The sequence below is a fragment of the uncultured Metabacillus sp. genome, from assembly GCF_947503125.1.
In the GTDB taxonomy this organism is placed as follows: Bacteria; Bacillota; Bacilli; order Bacillales; family Bacillaceae; genus Metabacillus.
Genome location: NZ_CANNCR010000025.1, coordinates 15,490 through 33,119, shown reverse-complemented (window position 1 = coordinate 33,119; position 17,630 = coordinate 15,490). Strand labels below are relative to the sequence as shown.

General features: G+C 41.1%; 14 protein-coding genes and 1 pseudogene. 2 read left to right on the top strand and 13 right to left on the bottom strand.

The annotated features are described in order from the left end of the window. Positions 1–92 precede the first annotated feature (92 nt). From Q1B07_RS15995 to Q1B07_RS15940, 12 genes and pseudogenes are all read right to left on the bottom strand, one after another. Positions 93–1,631, bottom strand: a complete 1,539-nt coding sequence (locus Q1B07_RS15995) for a YifB family Mg chelatase-like AAA ATPase (protein ID WP_299091985.1) — start codon at positions 1,629–1,631, stop codon at positions 93–95. Positions 1,632–1,877: 246 nt separating this feature from the next. After that, positions 1,878–2,699, bottom strand: coding sequence for a carbohydrate ABC transporter permease (locus Q1B07_RS15990; RefSeq protein ID WP_299091983.1), 822 nt, complete (start codon positions 2,697–2,699; stop codon positions 1,878–1,880). A 1-nt stretch (position 2,700) separates the two neighbouring features. Continuing rightward, positions 2,701–3,666: a carbohydrate ABC transporter permease gene (locus Q1B07_RS15985; protein ID WP_299091981.1), complete on the bottom strand. Its 966-nt coding sequence runs from the start codon at positions 3,664–3,666 to the stop codon at positions 2,701–2,703. Between the two features lie 140 nt (positions 3,667–3,806). Continuing rightward, a complete protein-coding gene (locus tag Q1B07_RS15980; RefSeq protein ID WP_299091979.1) occupies positions 3,807–5,102 on the bottom strand; it encodes an ABC transporter substrate-binding protein in 1,296 nt (431 codons plus the stop codon). 103 nt (positions 5,103–5,205) lie between these two features. Continuing rightward, a complete protein-coding gene (locus tag Q1B07_RS15975) occupies positions 5,206–6,663 on the bottom strand; it encodes a response regulator (protein ID WP_299091977.1) in 1,458 nt (485 codons plus the stop codon). Further along, positions 6,660–8,099: a sensor histidine kinase gene (locus Q1B07_RS15970; protein ID WP_299091975.1), complete on the bottom strand. Its 1,440-nt coding sequence runs from the start codon at positions 8,097–8,099 to the stop codon at positions 6,660–6,662. The genes Q1B07_RS15975 and Q1B07_RS15970 overlap by 4 nt, the downstream gene beginning before the upstream one ends. Beyond that, a pseudogene (locus tag Q1B07_RS15965) lies at positions 8,096–8,899 on the bottom strand (substrate-binding domain-containing protein); the annotation flags it as partial. The gene Q1B07_RS15970 and the pseudogene Q1B07_RS15965, both read right to left, overlap by 4 nt. Before the next feature lie 18 nt (positions 8,900–8,917). Beyond that, complete coding sequence (locus tag Q1B07_RS15960) at positions 8,918–9,097, bottom strand: hypothetical protein (RefSeq protein ID WP_299091973.1); 180 nt, start codon at positions 9,095–9,097, stop codon at positions 8,918–8,920. Between the two features lie 297 nt (positions 9,098–9,394). Beyond that, a complete protein-coding gene (locus tag Q1B07_RS15955; protein WP_299091970.1) occupies positions 9,395–9,877 on the bottom strand; it encodes a hypothetical protein in 483 nt (160 codons plus the stop codon). Between the two features lie 116 nt (positions 9,878–9,993). Continuing rightward, the gene (locus tag Q1B07_RS15950) at positions 9,994–10,383 is read right to left on the bottom strand and encodes a GerAB/ArcD/ProY family transporter (protein WP_299092059.1); all 390 of its coding nucleotides are present in this window, start codon (positions 10,381–10,383) and stop codon (positions 9,994–9,996) included. A 272-nt stretch (positions 10,384–10,655) separates the two neighbouring features. Further along, a complete protein-coding gene (locus Q1B07_RS15945; protein WP_299091966.1) occupies positions 10,656–10,838 on the bottom strand; it encodes a hypothetical protein in 183 nt (60 codons plus the stop codon). A gap of 259 nt (positions 10,839–11,097) precedes the next feature. Next, on the bottom strand, positions 11,098–11,241 hold the full coding sequence (locus tag Q1B07_RS15940; RefSeq protein ID WP_197089672.1) for a hypothetical protein: 144 nt from the start codon (positions 11,239–11,241) through the stop codon (positions 11,098–11,100). Between the two features lie 267 nt (positions 11,242–11,508). On the opposite strand from Q1B07_RS15940, the gene Q1B07_RS15935 reads away from it, so the two are divergent. Beyond that, the gene (locus tag Q1B07_RS15935; protein WP_299091957.1) at positions 11,509–13,140 is read left to right on the top strand and encodes an SWIM zinc finger domain-containing protein; all 1,632 of its coding nucleotides are present in this window, start codon (positions 11,509–11,511) and stop codon (positions 13,138–13,140) included. Continuing rightward, on the top strand, positions 13,133–15,895 hold the full coding sequence (locus Q1B07_RS15930; RefSeq protein WP_299091955.1) for a DEAD/DEAH box helicase: 2,763 nt from the start codon (positions 13,133–13,135) through the stop codon (positions 15,893–15,895). Before Q1B07_RS15935 ends, Q1B07_RS15930 begins: the two co-directional genes overlap by 8 nt. Positions 15,896–16,260: 365 nt before the next feature. Here the strand turns inward: Q1B07_RS15930 and Q1B07_RS15925 are convergent, their stop codons facing one another. Beyond that, complete coding sequence (locus Q1B07_RS15925; RefSeq protein WP_299091953.1) at positions 16,261–17,583, bottom strand: gluconate:H+ symporter; 1,323 nt, start codon at positions 17,581–17,583, stop codon at positions 16,261–16,263. Between the last annotated feature and the right edge of the window lie 47 nt (positions 17,584–17,630).

The window sequence follows — 17,630 nt, the reverse complement described above, 5'->3', positions numbered from 1 at the left end:
GTGCTCACCTCCTTCAACACCATTCTACATTTTTTAACTTTTTTTTGCTAATAAAAATTTGTATGAAGAAATTTGTATAGATTTTCTATTTCCTACTTTATGTTTTGTTTTGGAACATAACTTTCACTTATCCGTCTAAACGAAAATGCTTCCCATAAGTCTGCATTTGAAATTTGCTCCCTACCATATAAATCTGCAATTGTTCTTGCTAACCTAATAAGCTTAATTTGAACCCGGTTACTATAATTTTTTTTACTGGACCATTGATGAAGAAATTTTTGCTGTTCATTGGTTAATTTGGCAGAACTTTGTAGACTTTCATAGGAAACCTTTGCATTGCAAACCTCTTTTTTATATCTCCTGTATTGTTTATTTCGTGCGTAGATCACCCTCTCTCGAATTTCAGATGAAGATTCTGTAGCTTCAACCTCTTTTTCAAAATTTACTGGTTGAAGGTATAAAAATAAGTCAATTCGATCTAGGATGGGTCCTGAGAGGCGATTTTGGTATTTTTTAAGCTCTTTTGCTGTGCATGTACAATAATGTGATTTGGAACTGGAATAACCACATGGACAAGGATTCATTGCACCTACTAAGATAAAATTTGCAGGATATGTAATGGATTGTGCTACCCTGCTTATTGATACTTTTCCCGATTCTATTGGTTGGCGAAGCATGTCTAACGACCTCTTTGAGAATTCCAACATTTCATCTAAAAACAAGACTCCATGATGAGCAAGTGAGATTTCTCCTGGTCTTGGTCTGGAGCCTCCTCCAATTAGAGAAACTGATGAAGAAGTATGGTGTGGTGAACGAAATGGTGGATGTGTTAGATCGATATTAGGTATACCAGCAAGTTGATATATACTCATTATTTCAAGTTTCTGTTCTTTTGTAGGTGGTGGGAGTATAGTTGGAAATGCCTCTGCCAACATGCTTTTTCCACATCCAGGCGGCCCAATCATTAAAACATTATGTCCGCCTGCAGCAGCTATTTCTAATGTTCTTTTTATTTGTTTATGCCCGTATATATGCTGGAAATCTAGTTGTGAATGTTGTGAGGCAGAAAGGGGGGATGACTGATTTAATTTGAAATATTTGCTGTTTGGCAATTCTAATTGGCCTTTTAACGCTTGTACTACTTCTTTAATATTTTGAACAAATTTAAGTTCAATACCTTCAATGATATCGAATGGTAATGATGAATGATATGGTAAGAATACTGTTTTAAATCTTTGTTTTTTCAATGCTAAAACAATTGGAAGCATTCCCTCTACGGGTTTAATTTCCCCATTTAATGTTAAAACACCTAAAAATGCATTTTCTTTTAAAATATCTATTTCTTTAAAGTAGCCTATCTCTTTAAGAATTCCTATTGCTATTGGCAGATCAAATAAAGGACTTTCTTTTTTTTGGTCAGAAGGAGATAAATTTATGATGATTTTTTGATGAGGTATAAAAAATTGATTTGAAATAAGCGCGGATAACACTCGATCTTTGGATTCTTTCACAGCTTTATCGGGCAATCCAATTATACTTATTCCTCCCTGAACAGGAAGTAAATTAACCTCTACCTCCATCCTATATCCGTCTAATCCTTTAAGGCCAACGCTTGATATTATTGTAGTCATTAAAAATACTCACCTCAATACTTCATCGAATGAGAACATATGTTCCATTAAATTTTACTAATTTATTCGTTGATAGTCAATAAATTTATAAAATTACTAGGGGAAAGGTCAAATCTCAGTTGGGAAGTAAGAAAAGTGTCCCTAAAAGGATTTTTTATGATGAAAGTCAATTTTCTTGTATTCTCATGTTTTTTTGTCCCAAACAATAAAAGACTCTTACATTTGCAAGAGCCTTAAAAATGATCATTACCCTTTCACCGATCCCGCCAGCAGTCCTCTCACAAAATATTTGCCCAGCAAAATATAAACAAGCAATGTCGGCAATGCGGCCAGCAGCGCTCCGGCCATTTGCACATTCCATTGGACGATTTGCGAGCCGGACAGGTTTTGCAAGGCGACCATGATTGGCTGCTGGTCTGACGTTGTGATGGTGACGGCGAAAAGAAATTCATTCCATATATTTGTAAATTGCCAGATCGCTACGACGACAAAGCTTGTAATTGACAAAGGGATCATGATGTAACGAAAAATGCCCAGGAAGCCGGCGCCATCAATTTGTGCCGATTCAATCATTTCATCTGGTATGTTTGCGTAAAAATTACGAAACATTAACGTTGTAATTGGCAGGCCGTACACAACGTGCACAAAGATAAGTCCTGGGATTGAGTTATAGAGTCCGATTTCACGCAGGAATTGAATTAAAGGAATCAGAATGCTTTGGTATGGGATGAACATACCGAATAAAATAATCGTGAAAAGAACATCCGCACCTTTAAATTTCCATTTCGACAAAACATATCCGTTCATTGCCCCTAACAAGGCGGACAGCAATGTTGCCGGGATGACGAGGTAAAATGAGTTAATTAAGTTTGGTGATAGTTTACTGAAAGCTTCCGCATAACCGCTAAAGTCGAGTGATGACGGCAGCGTCCACATCGTTGCTAGCGTGACCTCATCAAATGGTTTCAGGCTTGTGATCACCATGACATAGACTGGCAAGAGAAAGAAAAGGCTCATGGCGATCAAAATGAGATAGATGATTGGTTTGCTTAAGCGTTGTATGGCCATGTTAGTTCTCCGCCTTTCTGCTATGGATTAAGTATGGCACGATGAATATCGCCACTGATACAAGCATGATGATCGCAATCGCTGCGCCATTTGCGTAATAGTTGCCGCGGAAGGTGGTTTCAAACATGTAAACTCCTGGCACATCTGTGACAAAATTGGCTCCTGGACCTGTCATTGCATAAATGAGGTCAAATATTTTCAGGGAAATATGTGCCATGATAATGATGACACTGACCGTAATCGGCTGCAATAATGGCAGGATGATTTTTCGATAAAGCTGAAATTCCGTTGCCCCGTCCATCCGCGCTGCTTCCCTCACTTCATCAGGTATGCCGCGCAGGCCAGCTAAATACATCGCAAGCGAGAAGCCTGTCATTTGCCAAACCGCTGCGATAACGACTGCGATAAGAGCCACAGGGATCCCGAATTCGATTCTTCCCCATTCAAAACCTGCTAATATTGATGTATCGGTATACCATTTCGGGCTTAAGCCAAGCTTGTTGAGAAATAAGTTTACACCTGTTGAAGGGTTAAGAAGCCATTGCCAAACAACACCTGTAACAACGAATGATAAGGCCATCGGGAAGAAGAACAGATTACGAAAAACCGGTTCAGCTTTTATTTTTTGGTCAAGCAGGATTGCCAGACCCATGCCGCTTATGATAACAAGGCCGATAAACAATATCGTAAAAAAGATCGAATTCCGCAGGTCGGCTTGAAAGCGGAAATCCTGGAACAAATACAGGTAATTTTTTAAACCTGCGAAAGAAAAGTCTGGTACGAGCGAGTTCCAATTACTGAATGACACATAACCGGTCCATCCAATAAAGCCGTAAACAAAGATCAGGATAAGTAAAAATGATGGCAGGATAAAAGCGATGGCCAAGAGATGATCACTTGAACGCTTTTTCTTTTTAGGCAGGACTGAAACCGTCTTCTGTTGCGGATAAGGTTTGACTGATTCCATGGTTTTTCCTCCTTTTTTGGCGCCGGACTTTCCCCCTGACACGAGCCTCTAGCATTAAGAGGTGTCTTGCGGGAATGCACCTATGCTGTTTTTAGGGACTGTCCCTTCCCTACCTCTGGTTGAGAACAGTCCCGAAGATTTTACTTCAATTCCACAGCTGCAGCTGTCATGTCTTGCGTAAATTGATCCGTGTTTTGTTGAGTAACAAAGATGTTGATGCTTTGGTTGACTTTTGTTAGGAAGCCTTCGGATGCTGCGGAGCCGTGTGCAAGGCTTGGCGCGAGTTTTCCTGTTTTGAAGTCCTCCATTGTGTCTTTTCCGTATTGGTCATATTTTTCGATATCCGCGTCAACACGCGCAGGGATTGAGCCTTTTAATGGGTTGAATGCGTCTTGGCCTTCGACAGATGCAAGTACGCTTAGAAATTTCTTAACACCTTCAGAATTCTCAACACCTTTTGGCAAGCCGAATGTGTCAGTAATGACCATGAATTGGCCTTCTGTTCCTGGTGTTGGGATATAGCCGAAGTCTTCGTTAACCTTTAAGTTTAAATCATTTACAAAATAGCCTTTTGCCCAGTCACCCATGACATTCATGGCTGCTTCACCGTTTGCGACTAGCTGTGAAGCATCCTGCCAGTTGCGTGAGCTGTGGTCGTCGTTAATATACGTCAGCATTTTTTGGAAAATCTCTGCTGCTTTGACAACCTTTGGATCATCAAATGAAAGTTCCCCTGTCCAAAGCTTGCCATAGTCTTCATTTCCTAACACGCCAAGGAGAACGGTTTCATATAGATGTGTTGCTGTCCATGGCTCTTTGTCTCCAAGTGCTAAAGGAGTGATGCCTTTTTCTTTTAGCGCATCTGCAACTTCAAAGAACTCATCAAAAGTTGTTGGTGCTTGTAAACCGTTCTCTTCAAATACTTTTTTGTTGTACCAAAGGACGTTTCCGCGGTGAATATTGACGGGAACGGAGTAGATATTTCCGTCCTTTGAAACCATGTCAATTAAGTCCTGCGGGAATTTATCGTTTAAGCCTTCTGCCTCATAAAAATCATTAAGCGGTTCCATTTTGCCAGCTGCTACCCAGCCTTCATTTAGCTCTGCACCGCCATGTACTTGGAAGGTTGCTGGAGGATCGTCCCCTTGCATGCGGCTCGCTAAAACAGCCTTTGCATTTGTACCGGCTCCACCGGCTACCGCTGCATTTTCAACCGGAATATCTGGATATTTTTCTTCAAATATCGCTAATAAAGCTTTTAAGCCATCCTCTTCACCAGCACCAGTCCACCAGCTAAAGATATCTAACGGAGCCTGAGCATCTCCGCCGCCCTCACTATTTCCCTCTGGTTTTTCTTCCGTACTCGAATTTGAGCTGCAAGCTGAAATGATTAATGAGAAAATTAACAACAATGATAATAGAAAACTTTTTTTCAACTAAAAATCCCCCTCTGTTTGAAATCGCTTTCGATCTCTATTATAGAGGGGGATATCTGCTTTCTTTCCGTTTATCTTCTTCACTATTTTATTTATTTCTGCATTATTTTGTGGTCGTACTTTCAAAACTGCGATATTGCTTAGGTGAGCAATTCGTCCATTTTTTAAAGACACGACTGAAGTAATTCGGGTCTTTATAGCCAACCTCAAAGGCAATTTCCTTTAGACTAAGCTTTGTATGAAGCAGCAGCTCTTTTGCTTTTTCAATGCGATAGTCTGTTACATAGTCAATAAAGGTTCGTTTCGTTTGCTCTTTGAACACCTTTGTAAAATACGTTGGTGTAAGCTTTACATATTCCGCCACATCTTCAAGGCTAAGCGATTCTTTGTAATGAGTATGAATATACGTTTTCGCCATCATGATCGAATCATTTTCTTCCTTTTGCAGGATGATTTTTTCACAAAATTGACGAATCAGCTCGAGAAAATCATCCTTTGTTTTCGCTTCAAGCACTTGGAGATCGCGGAAGAATACGCCGTGCTGCTCCAATGATTGCTTTAAGCGGATGCCCCATTCTCCTAGCAGAGGAATGATGTTTTTTTCCTCTGTTTCTTTGCTTACATAATCGTAATATAGCAGAAAATAGTCGTTAGCTTGCTCTAGTCGTCCCGCTTTAATTTCATTCATCAAGGATTTTTCGAGCTTAATGAATGTCCCATCCTCAACATTTTCCTCAACGAGTGGATAGCCATAAGATACATGCGCATCTTTTTTTAGCTGGGCAGACGCCAGTAACGCCTGCTGGTAGGAAATCGACAGTTTATCAAGCTGAGCAAAAGGGCTGCCGATGCCAATAGTTGTTGATGACGGCAAGGTTTGGCATATGGCGCGCGCGATTGTGAGCGCATCAGCTTTTACGTGATGGGCCGATTTTTTCTCCGTGATGAAAAGCACGATCAATTTGTCTCCCAGGTCCTTTTTTATATAGGGGCAGGGTGCTCTTTCGTTTAGCCATTTAGAGACAGATTCTGGCTGTGTTGTTGTGATCACCTGGAAAAAAGCCATGTTTGCCGTTGGGTAATGTTTTTTGTACATGGTCTCGGTTTCCTCTGTGCATTCGTTTTGCATCATCGCGGTGATAAGGTGCTGCTTGGCCATTTTTTCTGTTTCAAAGAGCTCGCGCTTTTCTTCATTAATTTCTTTTTCCACCCTTATAATCGCTTCCAGAGTTTCTTGCTTATTGCTTGGCTTCAGGATGTATTCCTTTACCCCTTGCTTCATCGCTTCCTTCGCATATTCAAATGAATTATAGGCAGAGACCATGATAAATTTTGTTTTGGGAAGCTCCTGAAGGATTTGCCTGATTGCTTCAAGACCATCAATGCCTGGCATGTGAATATCCATAATCATGACATCGGGCTTATGCTGTATTGCTTGTTTAATGGCGAACCTTCCATTTGCTGCTTCTCCAACAACTTTCATGTGTGAAAAGCTTTCTTCAATCAATTTCTTCATCGCTTTCCGTTCGATCATTTCATCGTCAACGATCACGATCTTCATTCTGCTTCCTCCTCTCGATATGGAAGTTTGATTCGGATGGTTGTGCCCTTATTTTTCTCTGAGTGAATCGTTAAGGTGTCTGGCCTTTTATAAACAAGTTTGAGCCGTTTGATGACGTTGCGCAGACCAATGCCTGTTGAATGCCCGCTATGATCCTCGTGAAGATCAGCTACTGTATTTGAAAGGATTTGGTTTTTCCTTTCCTCATCCATCCCTTTGCCATTGTCCGATACTTCGATGATGACATCGGCTTCGTCCCGATAGATTGCGAGACTGATGATCCCGCCCTCTTCAAGAGCCTCTATTCCATGAATAAAGGAGTTTTCGACTAATGGCTGAAGGGTCAGGGCAGGGATTTTTACGTTTAGGCAGCTTTCATCAATGCTTGTTTGAAATGTGATTCGTTCTGCAAATCTTGTTTTTTGAATGTAAAAGTATTCCTTCACGACATTTGCTTCTTCTCTTAAGGTTACGGTTTTGCTGATGTCGCCGAGGCTTGAGCGCAACAGGGTTGAGACAGATTGGATGAGGCGTGATGTGACGGCTGCATCCTCCAGGTACGCCATTCTTGAAACAGTGTTTAACGTATTGAATAAGAAATGCGGGTTGATTTGGTTTTGCAAATGCTTAAGCTCAAGCTCCTTCAGCAGCTGGTCGAGCTCCGATTTTTCCTTTATTTCTTCAATTAATTGTTTAATATTTTCGCGCATATGCTGAAAAGAATCGCTCAATACCTTTACTTCATCATTTGTATTGACCTGAATCGGCGGACCGTCAAAATTGCCCGCTGAAATTTCCTTGGCGGCTTTTGAAAGACTGCGAAGAGGCTTGGTTAGTCCACGTGAAAACCAAACAGCCGCTAACAGCGCAAAAAGCAGGGTTGAGCTGAACAAATTGATGATGAACCATTTGAATGCGTGCCTGCGCTCTTCCATTTCCTGATAAAACGTTTGATAATCCGCGAGCTCAAGGTTTAGGAGCTGTAAGGTTGATTCTAAGATATAGGATGAGATGCTGCGCACTTCTTTCGCATGTGTTGTATATTGATCAACATTACCAAAGCGAACGGCCGCGATGGTTACGTCACTTTCAAAAATAAGGTTGCCGACCATTCTTTGATATTTGGAGAGTTCTTGTTGATTCATCCCTGTCATTGCTTCCTCTGTCAGTCGCTCGTTGTTTTCAAGAAGGCGTTTTTTTATATCTTGATAGTCCTCAATAAAAGCAGGGTCTTTTTCAACCACATAGGCATTGATTTTTTCATAGATTTGCGTGGATTGCTGAGTGATTTCATTAAACAATAAAAAGCGCTCAAAGCTATCGTGATACTCGGAAACCATTTGTGAGCTGCTCAAATAGATGGAATAGGATACGATGTTAAATAATACGACAAAGGCGAAAAAGTAGAGTAATAGCTTGTTGCGTATTTTGGTCATGGCAGCTGTCCTCCCCCCATTGCTGCAGGTGAAATCGGGAGATCCTCTTTATAGATCACCTTTGTATCGGTATGCTGAAGTGGGTTTAACTTATCCCCTTTTTTGAGCTGAATGATTCTCTCAACTGCCTCATAGCCCATTTGGTATGGGAATTGAACGACTGTTGCTTCAATTGTTCCTTCTTCCATGTAGGCGAGTGTTTCCGGCAGGATGTCGAAAGCGATGATGTACAGGTTATCCTCTGCTTTCAGGTCTTTGACAACCTGGGCAATGCCGATGCCATCAAGTGCACTGGTGCCATAGAAGGCTGTTACCTGCGGGTGTTCCTTTACAATTTTATGGGCAGCCTCGACTGCGCCGATTTCAGTAATCGTTGACTCTTCAATGGCGATAATCTTGATGCGCTTTTCCGTTGCGACTGCATCCTTAAAGCCTTGGACGCGAAGCTTTTGATGTGGTGCATCATGACGGCCGGTTATGATCCCAACTTGCTGCGGGCCCGCTGTGTCATTCATCATCGCTTTGCCGGCAAGAAATCCTGCGTAATAGTTATCTGTGCCCACGTATACTGCGCGGTCACTATTTGGGGCATCTGTGTCAATCGTTACAACGGGAATCAGCTTTTCCTTTGCTTTTGTTATGAGCCTTTCAAACTCTTCTTCGCCTAACCCTTGGGTGATAATCCCATCAACAAGACCGGCAATCGCCATATCAATCGTTTTTACATGCTCGTCATTGTTGGCTTGCTTTGGGCCGAGATACTCCAGGTACACATCATGAAACTGGGCTGCATCGCGCGCACCCTGTTCAACAAGACGCTAATAATCGTTGTCAAGCTCCTCTGGGATAAGCACGATGTGGTAATTGGAAGTAGTTGAACTGGGGACAGTCCCGCCAGAGAAATGAAACGTTTCTTTGCCGTAATATAATGTAAAAAAAACAGTTAGCAAGAATACGAGAAGTGTTGCTATGTATAGAAATCGTCGGAAATAGACCATGATCCCCCACCTTTTATATGAAAACGCTTGCTAATATTTTAGATGATTTATGCAGGAAATGACAGCTATTGATTTTTTCATTTGTAAATAAAGAACTGTCGCAAATTTCAGAAAATAGCAAGCGCTTTACTCAGCCTAAGGCAAATAAGCCACTCATGAATAGGAGGCATATTTTGAAGCTTCAATTCATGAGTGGCTAGGCACTGGAGCTGATACATGAGCGCTTATTCACAGTACAGAGGATTTTATAGTTTTCTGGTAAACAAAGAAAAAGCCCTTTCATAAAGAACTATTTTTCTAATTAGTATCACTTTTCATCATTTTCTTTGAAAGCAGCCCTAGAAACCAAGGGAATAAAAATCCGAAAACTGCAAAATACACGGGTATTCCATACACTGTTTCCCAATTTTTATTTTCCATGTAGCCCCTTCGAACTAAACCCTGCTCCAAAACAAAAGATAGAAGTGTAAAAATAACGGCAATTATCCATCTATACTTCGAGTTGTAGAAATTAACAAATATTGTAGCTAAGCTTGGCGGAACAAAGCTTAATAAAAATGCATCACCAATCTCGATTGTGTTTTTCCCGGCCAAATCAAATAAATCAAAAGACCCTCCAACAATTGAATCAGCTAACCAGGTCAAATACCCGGCTACAGCAAAAGTAATAAAAATGCCAACCCATGTTAGGTTTTTCTTAGGCATAAGCAAAACAATAAGTACCGAAATGATCACTAATAACCAAGCAAACCATTCACCTTCAGCTTTCATAATCTCCATTGAATCACCTGATCCCATCTATTGCCTAGCATGAACAAAACCAAGCTTTATTTACATTCTTCTTAGTAGTTTGATGTAAATCGTTCAAAAATATACCATAATGTGGTTCTACACCACTATAGCGGTTTTCTCTCCATAAATTCCTTTATTTGTCCAATGCATAGTAAAACAAATGGAAAAACAATTGCCATCAACCCCATGCGTCCCAATGCCTCAATTCCGCCACGGAGACAATAGACGATCAACATGACAAAGATTCCAATGACCACTAAAATTGGGGTTTTTACTAAGATGGTTGATAGTAACAGTTCGCCCAAATTCCGGCACACTCTCGCAGCTAAATAGATAAAATAAACGATGTAAATAATAATGAGTGGATAGGATATAAATTTCCCTACTATAAAGGGAAGGGCCTGAATCAACGTAAATTCAGGGTGCAAGGCTGCCAACTTGATATAAATTCCTACTAAAACAAGACTACTTAAAGCAGCAACCAAAATGACAATCCATGCATCCTATCCAGCCTTTCCTCCCAACCCCAAAATAAACCCCGTTCCAAACTGAGCCCCGATAAGGATATAAAATAGTTGAAGCGCACTAATCTGTTCCTTTTTCACTTTGCCACCCTTTTCAGACTTAAGATGAGCGATAATTATCGGACCTTAAAGGAAAACAAATTTGACTAATAGCGTTTACCAAATCGGAATATCCTTACAGCCAAAAGCAGCCCTTTTTGTAAAGGGCTAGTTGACGGACCTGAACATCTCAATGCACATTATCACTCTTTATCCCGTCTTCTCTTCATGACATTATTTACAAGATTTTGAGTTGCATCTTGTGTGGATTCAGCAGCATTTTCAATTGCGTTTTGCACATAATTTGTCGCTGATTGAACACCATTTTTAAATATTTTTGATTTATCTTGGTATGAGTTATTAACGATTCGGCCATTATTTGGCATAACAAAGCCTCCTTTTATTCGTTATCCTTTATCTTGTCAAAGATAAAGGATTAATATTCTCCTGCTTCCAGGAGATTAGAATAGGAGGTTGTAAAATTATTTTATAAAGTTGCAAAATTCTGGTCTAGTCAATTCTAAATGTGAGAAAAAATTAAGCTCGGAGGACGAAAGTAAGTTCTAATCCTCCAGGTTTATGCTTGAATGACGAAGTTTTTCTTGTTTATCAAAAAATCCGGACGCCCTAAAGCGCCCGGATTTTTTATGATGCATATACTTTCTTTATTTGTGAGATCAAGTCTTCTAGTAATTCAGTTGTTGTGATGTCCGTTGTTTTTTCGCCTTTGTCATGAGCGCGTAACAGAATTTGCAGCAGCTCTTCTTGTTTTAGCTGACTATCTTTCATATTTTACAAATCCCTTTCTTTTTTTACAATTTCAGACAATATGGGACTATTATACTTGCAATCAAGCAAGCATGCAAGCAAATAATAATCGCCTGATTTTTCCATGCTTTCGTGATGTTCATCACTAAAGTTCCTTTCGACAACACGATTCGATTGCTTTCTCTTTTTTATGTCCCCTGTTCATTCTCGTCCTAAACCTTTTTAGACCTTTCGTTTTGAGGTATAATAGAAGAATTAGGTTTTCATTCGAAAGGGGTTCATATCCATATGCTAGGTCAGGAACTTAGTAAAGAACTAGTGCTTGGTGCCGGTGAACAAATTAAACAATTGCTGTCTCCCAAGAATGAGGAGGATCGGAATTTAATAAAAAAAGGACTCATCTTATATAGACAAGGCAGTATTTATAATGTAAGCGCAACGAGTCATACCGTTTCGGCAAAGGTACAGGATGTGACAAGTGTTCAGGTTGAGCTAGATTTAGACGATTTTATGATGAGCACCTGCACTTGTCCTTCTACTACTATTTGCCGACATCGGATCGCTGCTTTCCTTTATGTATATGCAAGTGTTGACCGCGTCGGCACTTTTGTTGACCTATGGAAGGAAGAAAAGCCAGTAGATGATGTACTGAAACATATGCGCAAAGCAAGCTCGTTGTTAAAGCCTGAAAAGGATTATGAAGATGCATCCTTAGCGAGCTGGATTGCCTTTTTTGACCGCGTCTATGATGAATGGCAAGAGCAGGTTCCATCACAACACCAGCTGTTCCAAAGTCTGTTTCACCATTATTATTCGAATCTTAGGAAAAAGGCACCTAAATCCCCTGAGATGAAGCAATTTTTTATTGTCCAGGCATCTGTTACTGTCTTTTTAAAAATATTGCATCTGATTAATGAGACGAAGCCAACTGACTATATGTTACAACATATTATTTATCCATATATTGATCAAATCATCGATAATGTCCAAATTGCGATCCGTGAGATGAAACGCTATGCCCTGCCGTTTGCACTTGATCCGCTGTTAGTTGATAGTATAGAACGCTTCAGGGAGCTGCTTTATACAAGCCAGCATTATCAATATGAACGGGTCAACCTTTATCAATTGCTGTGGATTGAGCTTTTACGGCGTGATAAATTCATCTCGATTGAGCGGGAATGGCTAGAAGAGCGTCTTGAGCATGAACACAAAAATCAATCACCATCTGCAGTAGAAATGGAAATCGCGTTAATGCACATGGATTTTCTCCAGTCACATGATGAGCACATTTTTGCGACGTTGCGCAAGCTTACCCCGGCTGCCTTGCCGCTGACCTTTAATTGGATGGAGGATATTTTAAAAAAGAAAAATTGGAAACGTCTTTCGGGATGGGTTTCCTATATGATGGAGCATTCAACAGAATACATCAATAGCGAGATCTCTTTTGAAGAAAAACGGCAGGTGATCCGCTATTCGATTCAATTAATCAAACAATATGGCGATGCCGTGAAGGATCATCAGCTTTTTGAAAAAGCCTGCCGCAACATGCTGCCATTTAGTTATGCAGAGTTTCATGATTATCTGTTGGATAAAGAGGAATATAAAACATGGATTGAACTCCAAACCTTATTAGGCTTTTCGCTTCATGAAATGGACTCCTATCTTTTAAAGGAAATTGAGAAAAAAGAGCCGGGAATTCTTTTGCCGCTTTATGTGAAATCTGTTCAAGAGGAAATTAGCATGAAATCCAGAGAAAATTATAAAATGGCTGTCCGCTACTTAAAACGAATGAAGGCACAGTACAAAAAGTTAAAAAGGGAAGAAGTGTGGGAAAATTATATTCTTCATTTATCTGAAGAGCATAAACGCCTTCGTGCCTTTAAAGAAGAACTGAAGAAAGGGAAGCTGATTCATGATTAATACGGTCAATATTGTCGTTCATGCCGAGCAAATTGAAGATTATCATTTTTATGTGTATTGCACAGCGGCACATGACGAGAGCCCATTAGAAGTGCATGAATTCATCCGCTACCTTTTCACATGGCATGAGTCCTCTTTTTTCGGAACAAAGCTTGAGGACATAAGTTATATCGGCATACCAGCTGTGCAGCTTTCGCCATGGATGATGGTTGAGCTGCTTGGAAAAGAAACCTATAATTCGCTTGCAACGATTACCCTATCAGAGGATGCAGAGCGGCTGGCAAACGACGCCCACCTGATTTATGACCTCATTGCCAATGGGCAATATGTGCCAGATTTCGAAGGCTGGAAGCAGGGGGTTACCCGTTTTAAAGATGCTGAAAACCAACTAGAGGGATTTGCCTTGGAATGGTTTTCAGCCTCCCTGGCAGATTTAATTGAACATGATCATCTTCTCCGTGAAGCCTGGGCAGAAATCGTCCAATCCTATCCAGTCCTCACAACGTTTCAAGGACATTTTATTGATGAAGCCGATTTTCTCGAAAAAATCGGCTGGAATATCGATGACACACCGTTTACTGTCGGCCTCCGCTTAAATGAGCCTGAAATAGATGGTGACGACTGGCAACTGGAAATTTTGCTGCGCAGTAAAGACAATGAAGAAGAAATGATTCACTTTCAAGGGGAAGGCGAGCTGCCGCGTAAATGGCGCCCATATTTAGCTAAAATTGAACGGGAGCAGGAGCGTTTCGCGGAAATCGTTCCATGGCTGAGCTTTCAAACAGGAACAACCTTTGTGACCGAGGATGAAGCATGGTTATTCTTAACAGACGCCAGTGAAACACTGATCAATATGGGGGTAGAAATTCTCCTTCCTTCGTGGTGGCAGGTTGTTAAGGAATCACAGCTTATGCTTAAGGCAAAGGTATCGTCTACTCCGCGGGGACAGTCCTTTGTTGGAATGAATTCTCTGATCGACTTTAATTGGCGTTTTGCCACAAACGGAGTAGAAATGAGTGAAGAGGAGTTTCTTGAGCTCGTTGCCCAGAAGCGCCGCCTTGTTAATTTTAGAGGGCAATGGATTAAACTTGACCCTGCCTTCATTAAACAGGTGCAGGCGATCTTAAAAAGAGCTGATCGCGAAGGCCTTCATCTTTCTGATATTTTACAGCAGGAGCTGCAAGCAAAGGATATTGATTCGGATGACGATGATGTTCTTGATACCCGGGCATTTGCCAACATTCAAATCGAGCTGAATCAACAAATGAGAGGAATGCTTAGAAAGCTGACAGATACGAGTGAACTGCCGACCAACAAGATTCCAAGCGAATTTCACGGCACACTTCGTCCCTATCAGCAAAATGGAGTTGACTGGCTCTTATTTTTACGAAGTGTTTCCTTTGGTGCCTGCTTAGCCGATGATATGGGGCTTGGAAAGACGATTCAAATGATCGCCTATTTTTCATATGTAAAGAAACATGAGCAACCTGAACACCCTGCATTGATTATCGCGCCGACTTCTGTGCTTGGAAACTGGCAAAGGGAATTTGATAAATTTGCCCCACATCTGAATGTTAAGCTGCATTACGGCCCAAATCGGGCGAAAGAAGAAAAGTTTGCGAAAGCGATCAAGGATGCAGATGTGGTGATTACTTCATACGGATTATCACATTCCGACTTTGAGGAACTGTCTTCCATTTCATGGAGCACGATTTGCCTAGATGAAGCGCAAAACATTAAAAATGCCCATACGAAGCAGTCGCGAGCGATTCGCAAGCTGCGCGGCCGTCATCATATCGCCTTAACCGGTACGCCAATGGAAAACCGCCTGACTGAGCTTTGGTCGATTTACGATTTTCTCAATCACGGATACTTAGGCAGCCTGCACAGCTTTCATAAGCGGTATGTTTTGCCGATTGAAAAGGATCGCAGCACCGAACAGATTGAGCAGCTGCAGCGTTATATTAAGCCATTTTTATTAAGAAGAACGAAGCGCGATGAACATGTCGCTTTAAATCTTCCTGAAAAGCAGGAGCAAAAGGAATATGTTCCATTATCAGTTGAGCAAGCCTCCCTTTATGAGCAGCTTGTAAAGGATACATTTGAACAGGTCACATCACTAGCAGGCATGCAGCGGAAGGCATTAATTTTAAAAATGCTCGGCAAGCTGAAGCAAATCTGCAACCATCCTGCCCTTTATTTAAAAGAGCCGCAGCCAAAGCAGCTCGTCACCCGGTCACATAAAATAGAGAAGCTCATTGAATTAACGACAACGATTCGTGAGCAGCAGGAAAGCTGCCTCATCTTCACACAATATATTGGCATGGGTGAAATGATGAAGGATCTGCTTGAAAAAGAATTCGGGGAACAGGTTCTCTTTCTAAACGGAAGCGTGATGAAGAATGAGCGTGACCGCATGGTCGAATCCTTCCAAAAGAAGGAGTATCCGTTTTTAATCCTTTCGTTGAAAGCCGGCGGTACAGGCTTAAACTTAACCGCAGCCAATCATGTCATCCATTATGACCGCTGGTGGAATCCGGCTGTTGAAAACCAGGCAACCGACCGTGCATACCGGATCGGCCAGGACCGATTTGTTCATGTCCATAAACTGATTACAACCGGTACCATTGAAGAAAAAATCGATGAAATGTTGGAGAAAAAGCAATCGTTAAATGATGAAATTATTCAAAGTGAAAATTGGATCACCGAACTATCATCTGATGAACTGGAAGAGCTGTTTACGTTGTCGATTTAAGATGATGGAACACTGAATTTTGTCAAATAATCTATAAATTGGAAATTTCGGAGTTAAAGGGGTACAACTCATGGCAGCAAAGCAGAAAAAAGGAAAGAAAGCTGAAGATAAAAAAGCCCCACAGTGGGAGAAGCTTGTGACTCTTATTGAAAAGAAGGTTTCAAAGTAAAACTGGAAGCAGCCCAATTTGTTATCATTAGGCTGCTTTTTAATCGTTTCTTTTTAGAGAAAAGTTGTGACGGACACTTTTCGTTTTTCTCACGTGTAAAATGTCCTTTATCGACTTGATGAAGACACTCCCCCTCTTTCCATACGAAGAAATGTCCTTGAAAGAAAGTGCGATGCTTCACCAAACAAAATTTCATTTAAATAAACAAATCAAACAATAAAACGGTTCCAAAAGCAATAAACGAAAGCAACGTCTCTAATACGGTCCAAGTCTTAAAGGTCTCCTTTACGGTTAAGCCCAAGTACTCTTTTACCATCCAGAATCCCGCATCATTGACGTGTGAGAGCATGAGCGATCCAGCGCCTGTTGCGATTACAAGCAATTCCAGGTTTACGCCTGACATGTGTTCGATAATTGGCGCAACGATTCCGGCGGCTGTTGTTAAGGCGACTGTTGCCGACCCTGTGGCGATGCGGATCAAGCCTGATACGATAAACGCCAATACAATCGGTGAGAGGGAGAAATGCTCGGACATTTGGGCAATCGATGTACCTACACCACTCTCAATAAGGATTTGTTTAAAGCCTCCGCCTGCCCCGATGATTAAAATGATCGATCCAACTGGCAGTAAGCATTCTTCTGAAAGCTTCTGAATATACGTTTTATCCATTCCTTGACGAATCCCAAGGAAGTAAAAGGCTGCAAAACACGAAATTAACAGGGCAATGACAGGACTTCCAATAAAGAGAAATAACTTTAGAACAGCGCTTGGTATTGGCAAATACGGCGCAATAACGGATAAGACCATTAAAATTACCGGTAATAAGATGATGAAGAAGGAAATGCCTGTACTTGGCAATTTCTCTGACATCTTGCTTACACGAATTAACTCTGGCTCACCTTCTGGTATTACGCGATTTTTCACCCACTTTGCAAATAACGGTCCTGCGATAACTGCAGCTGGCAGCGCAATGATCAGTGAATAAATCAGAACCTTTCCGATATCCGCTTGATAGATGCCGATTGCCGTCATAGCTCCAGGGTGTGGAGGTACCAAGCCATGTACAATGGATAATCCTGCTAGAACAGGTATGGCGATTAGTAATATATTTTGCTTTGTCGTTCGATAGATTGAAATAACAAGAGGCAGCATGACAATCCCTACGTCAAAAAATACTGGGATCCCAATGATAAAGCCTGAAAGCAGCATCGCCCATGGCAATTTTTTTACACCAAAGATGCGAATGAAGAAATCCGCTACTTGCATTCCAGCACCTGAATCAGACATCAACTTTCCTAAAATCGTCCCCAACGCTAAAATTCCGACTAAATGACCTAACACGCTGCCTACTCCGGTTTCATAAGCAGTGACGATTTTGTCCATTGATAATCCGGACATCACCGCTAAAAACAAGCTGGCAACCGTTAAACTAATGAACGCATGCCATTTCCACCATGCGACACCTAAAATAACAATGACAATTGACAGCAAGGTAATCGTTAACAAATATAATTCCATAGGTCTTCCCCCTTCTCCCTGTACGTAAACGTTTTCATTCACTTTGC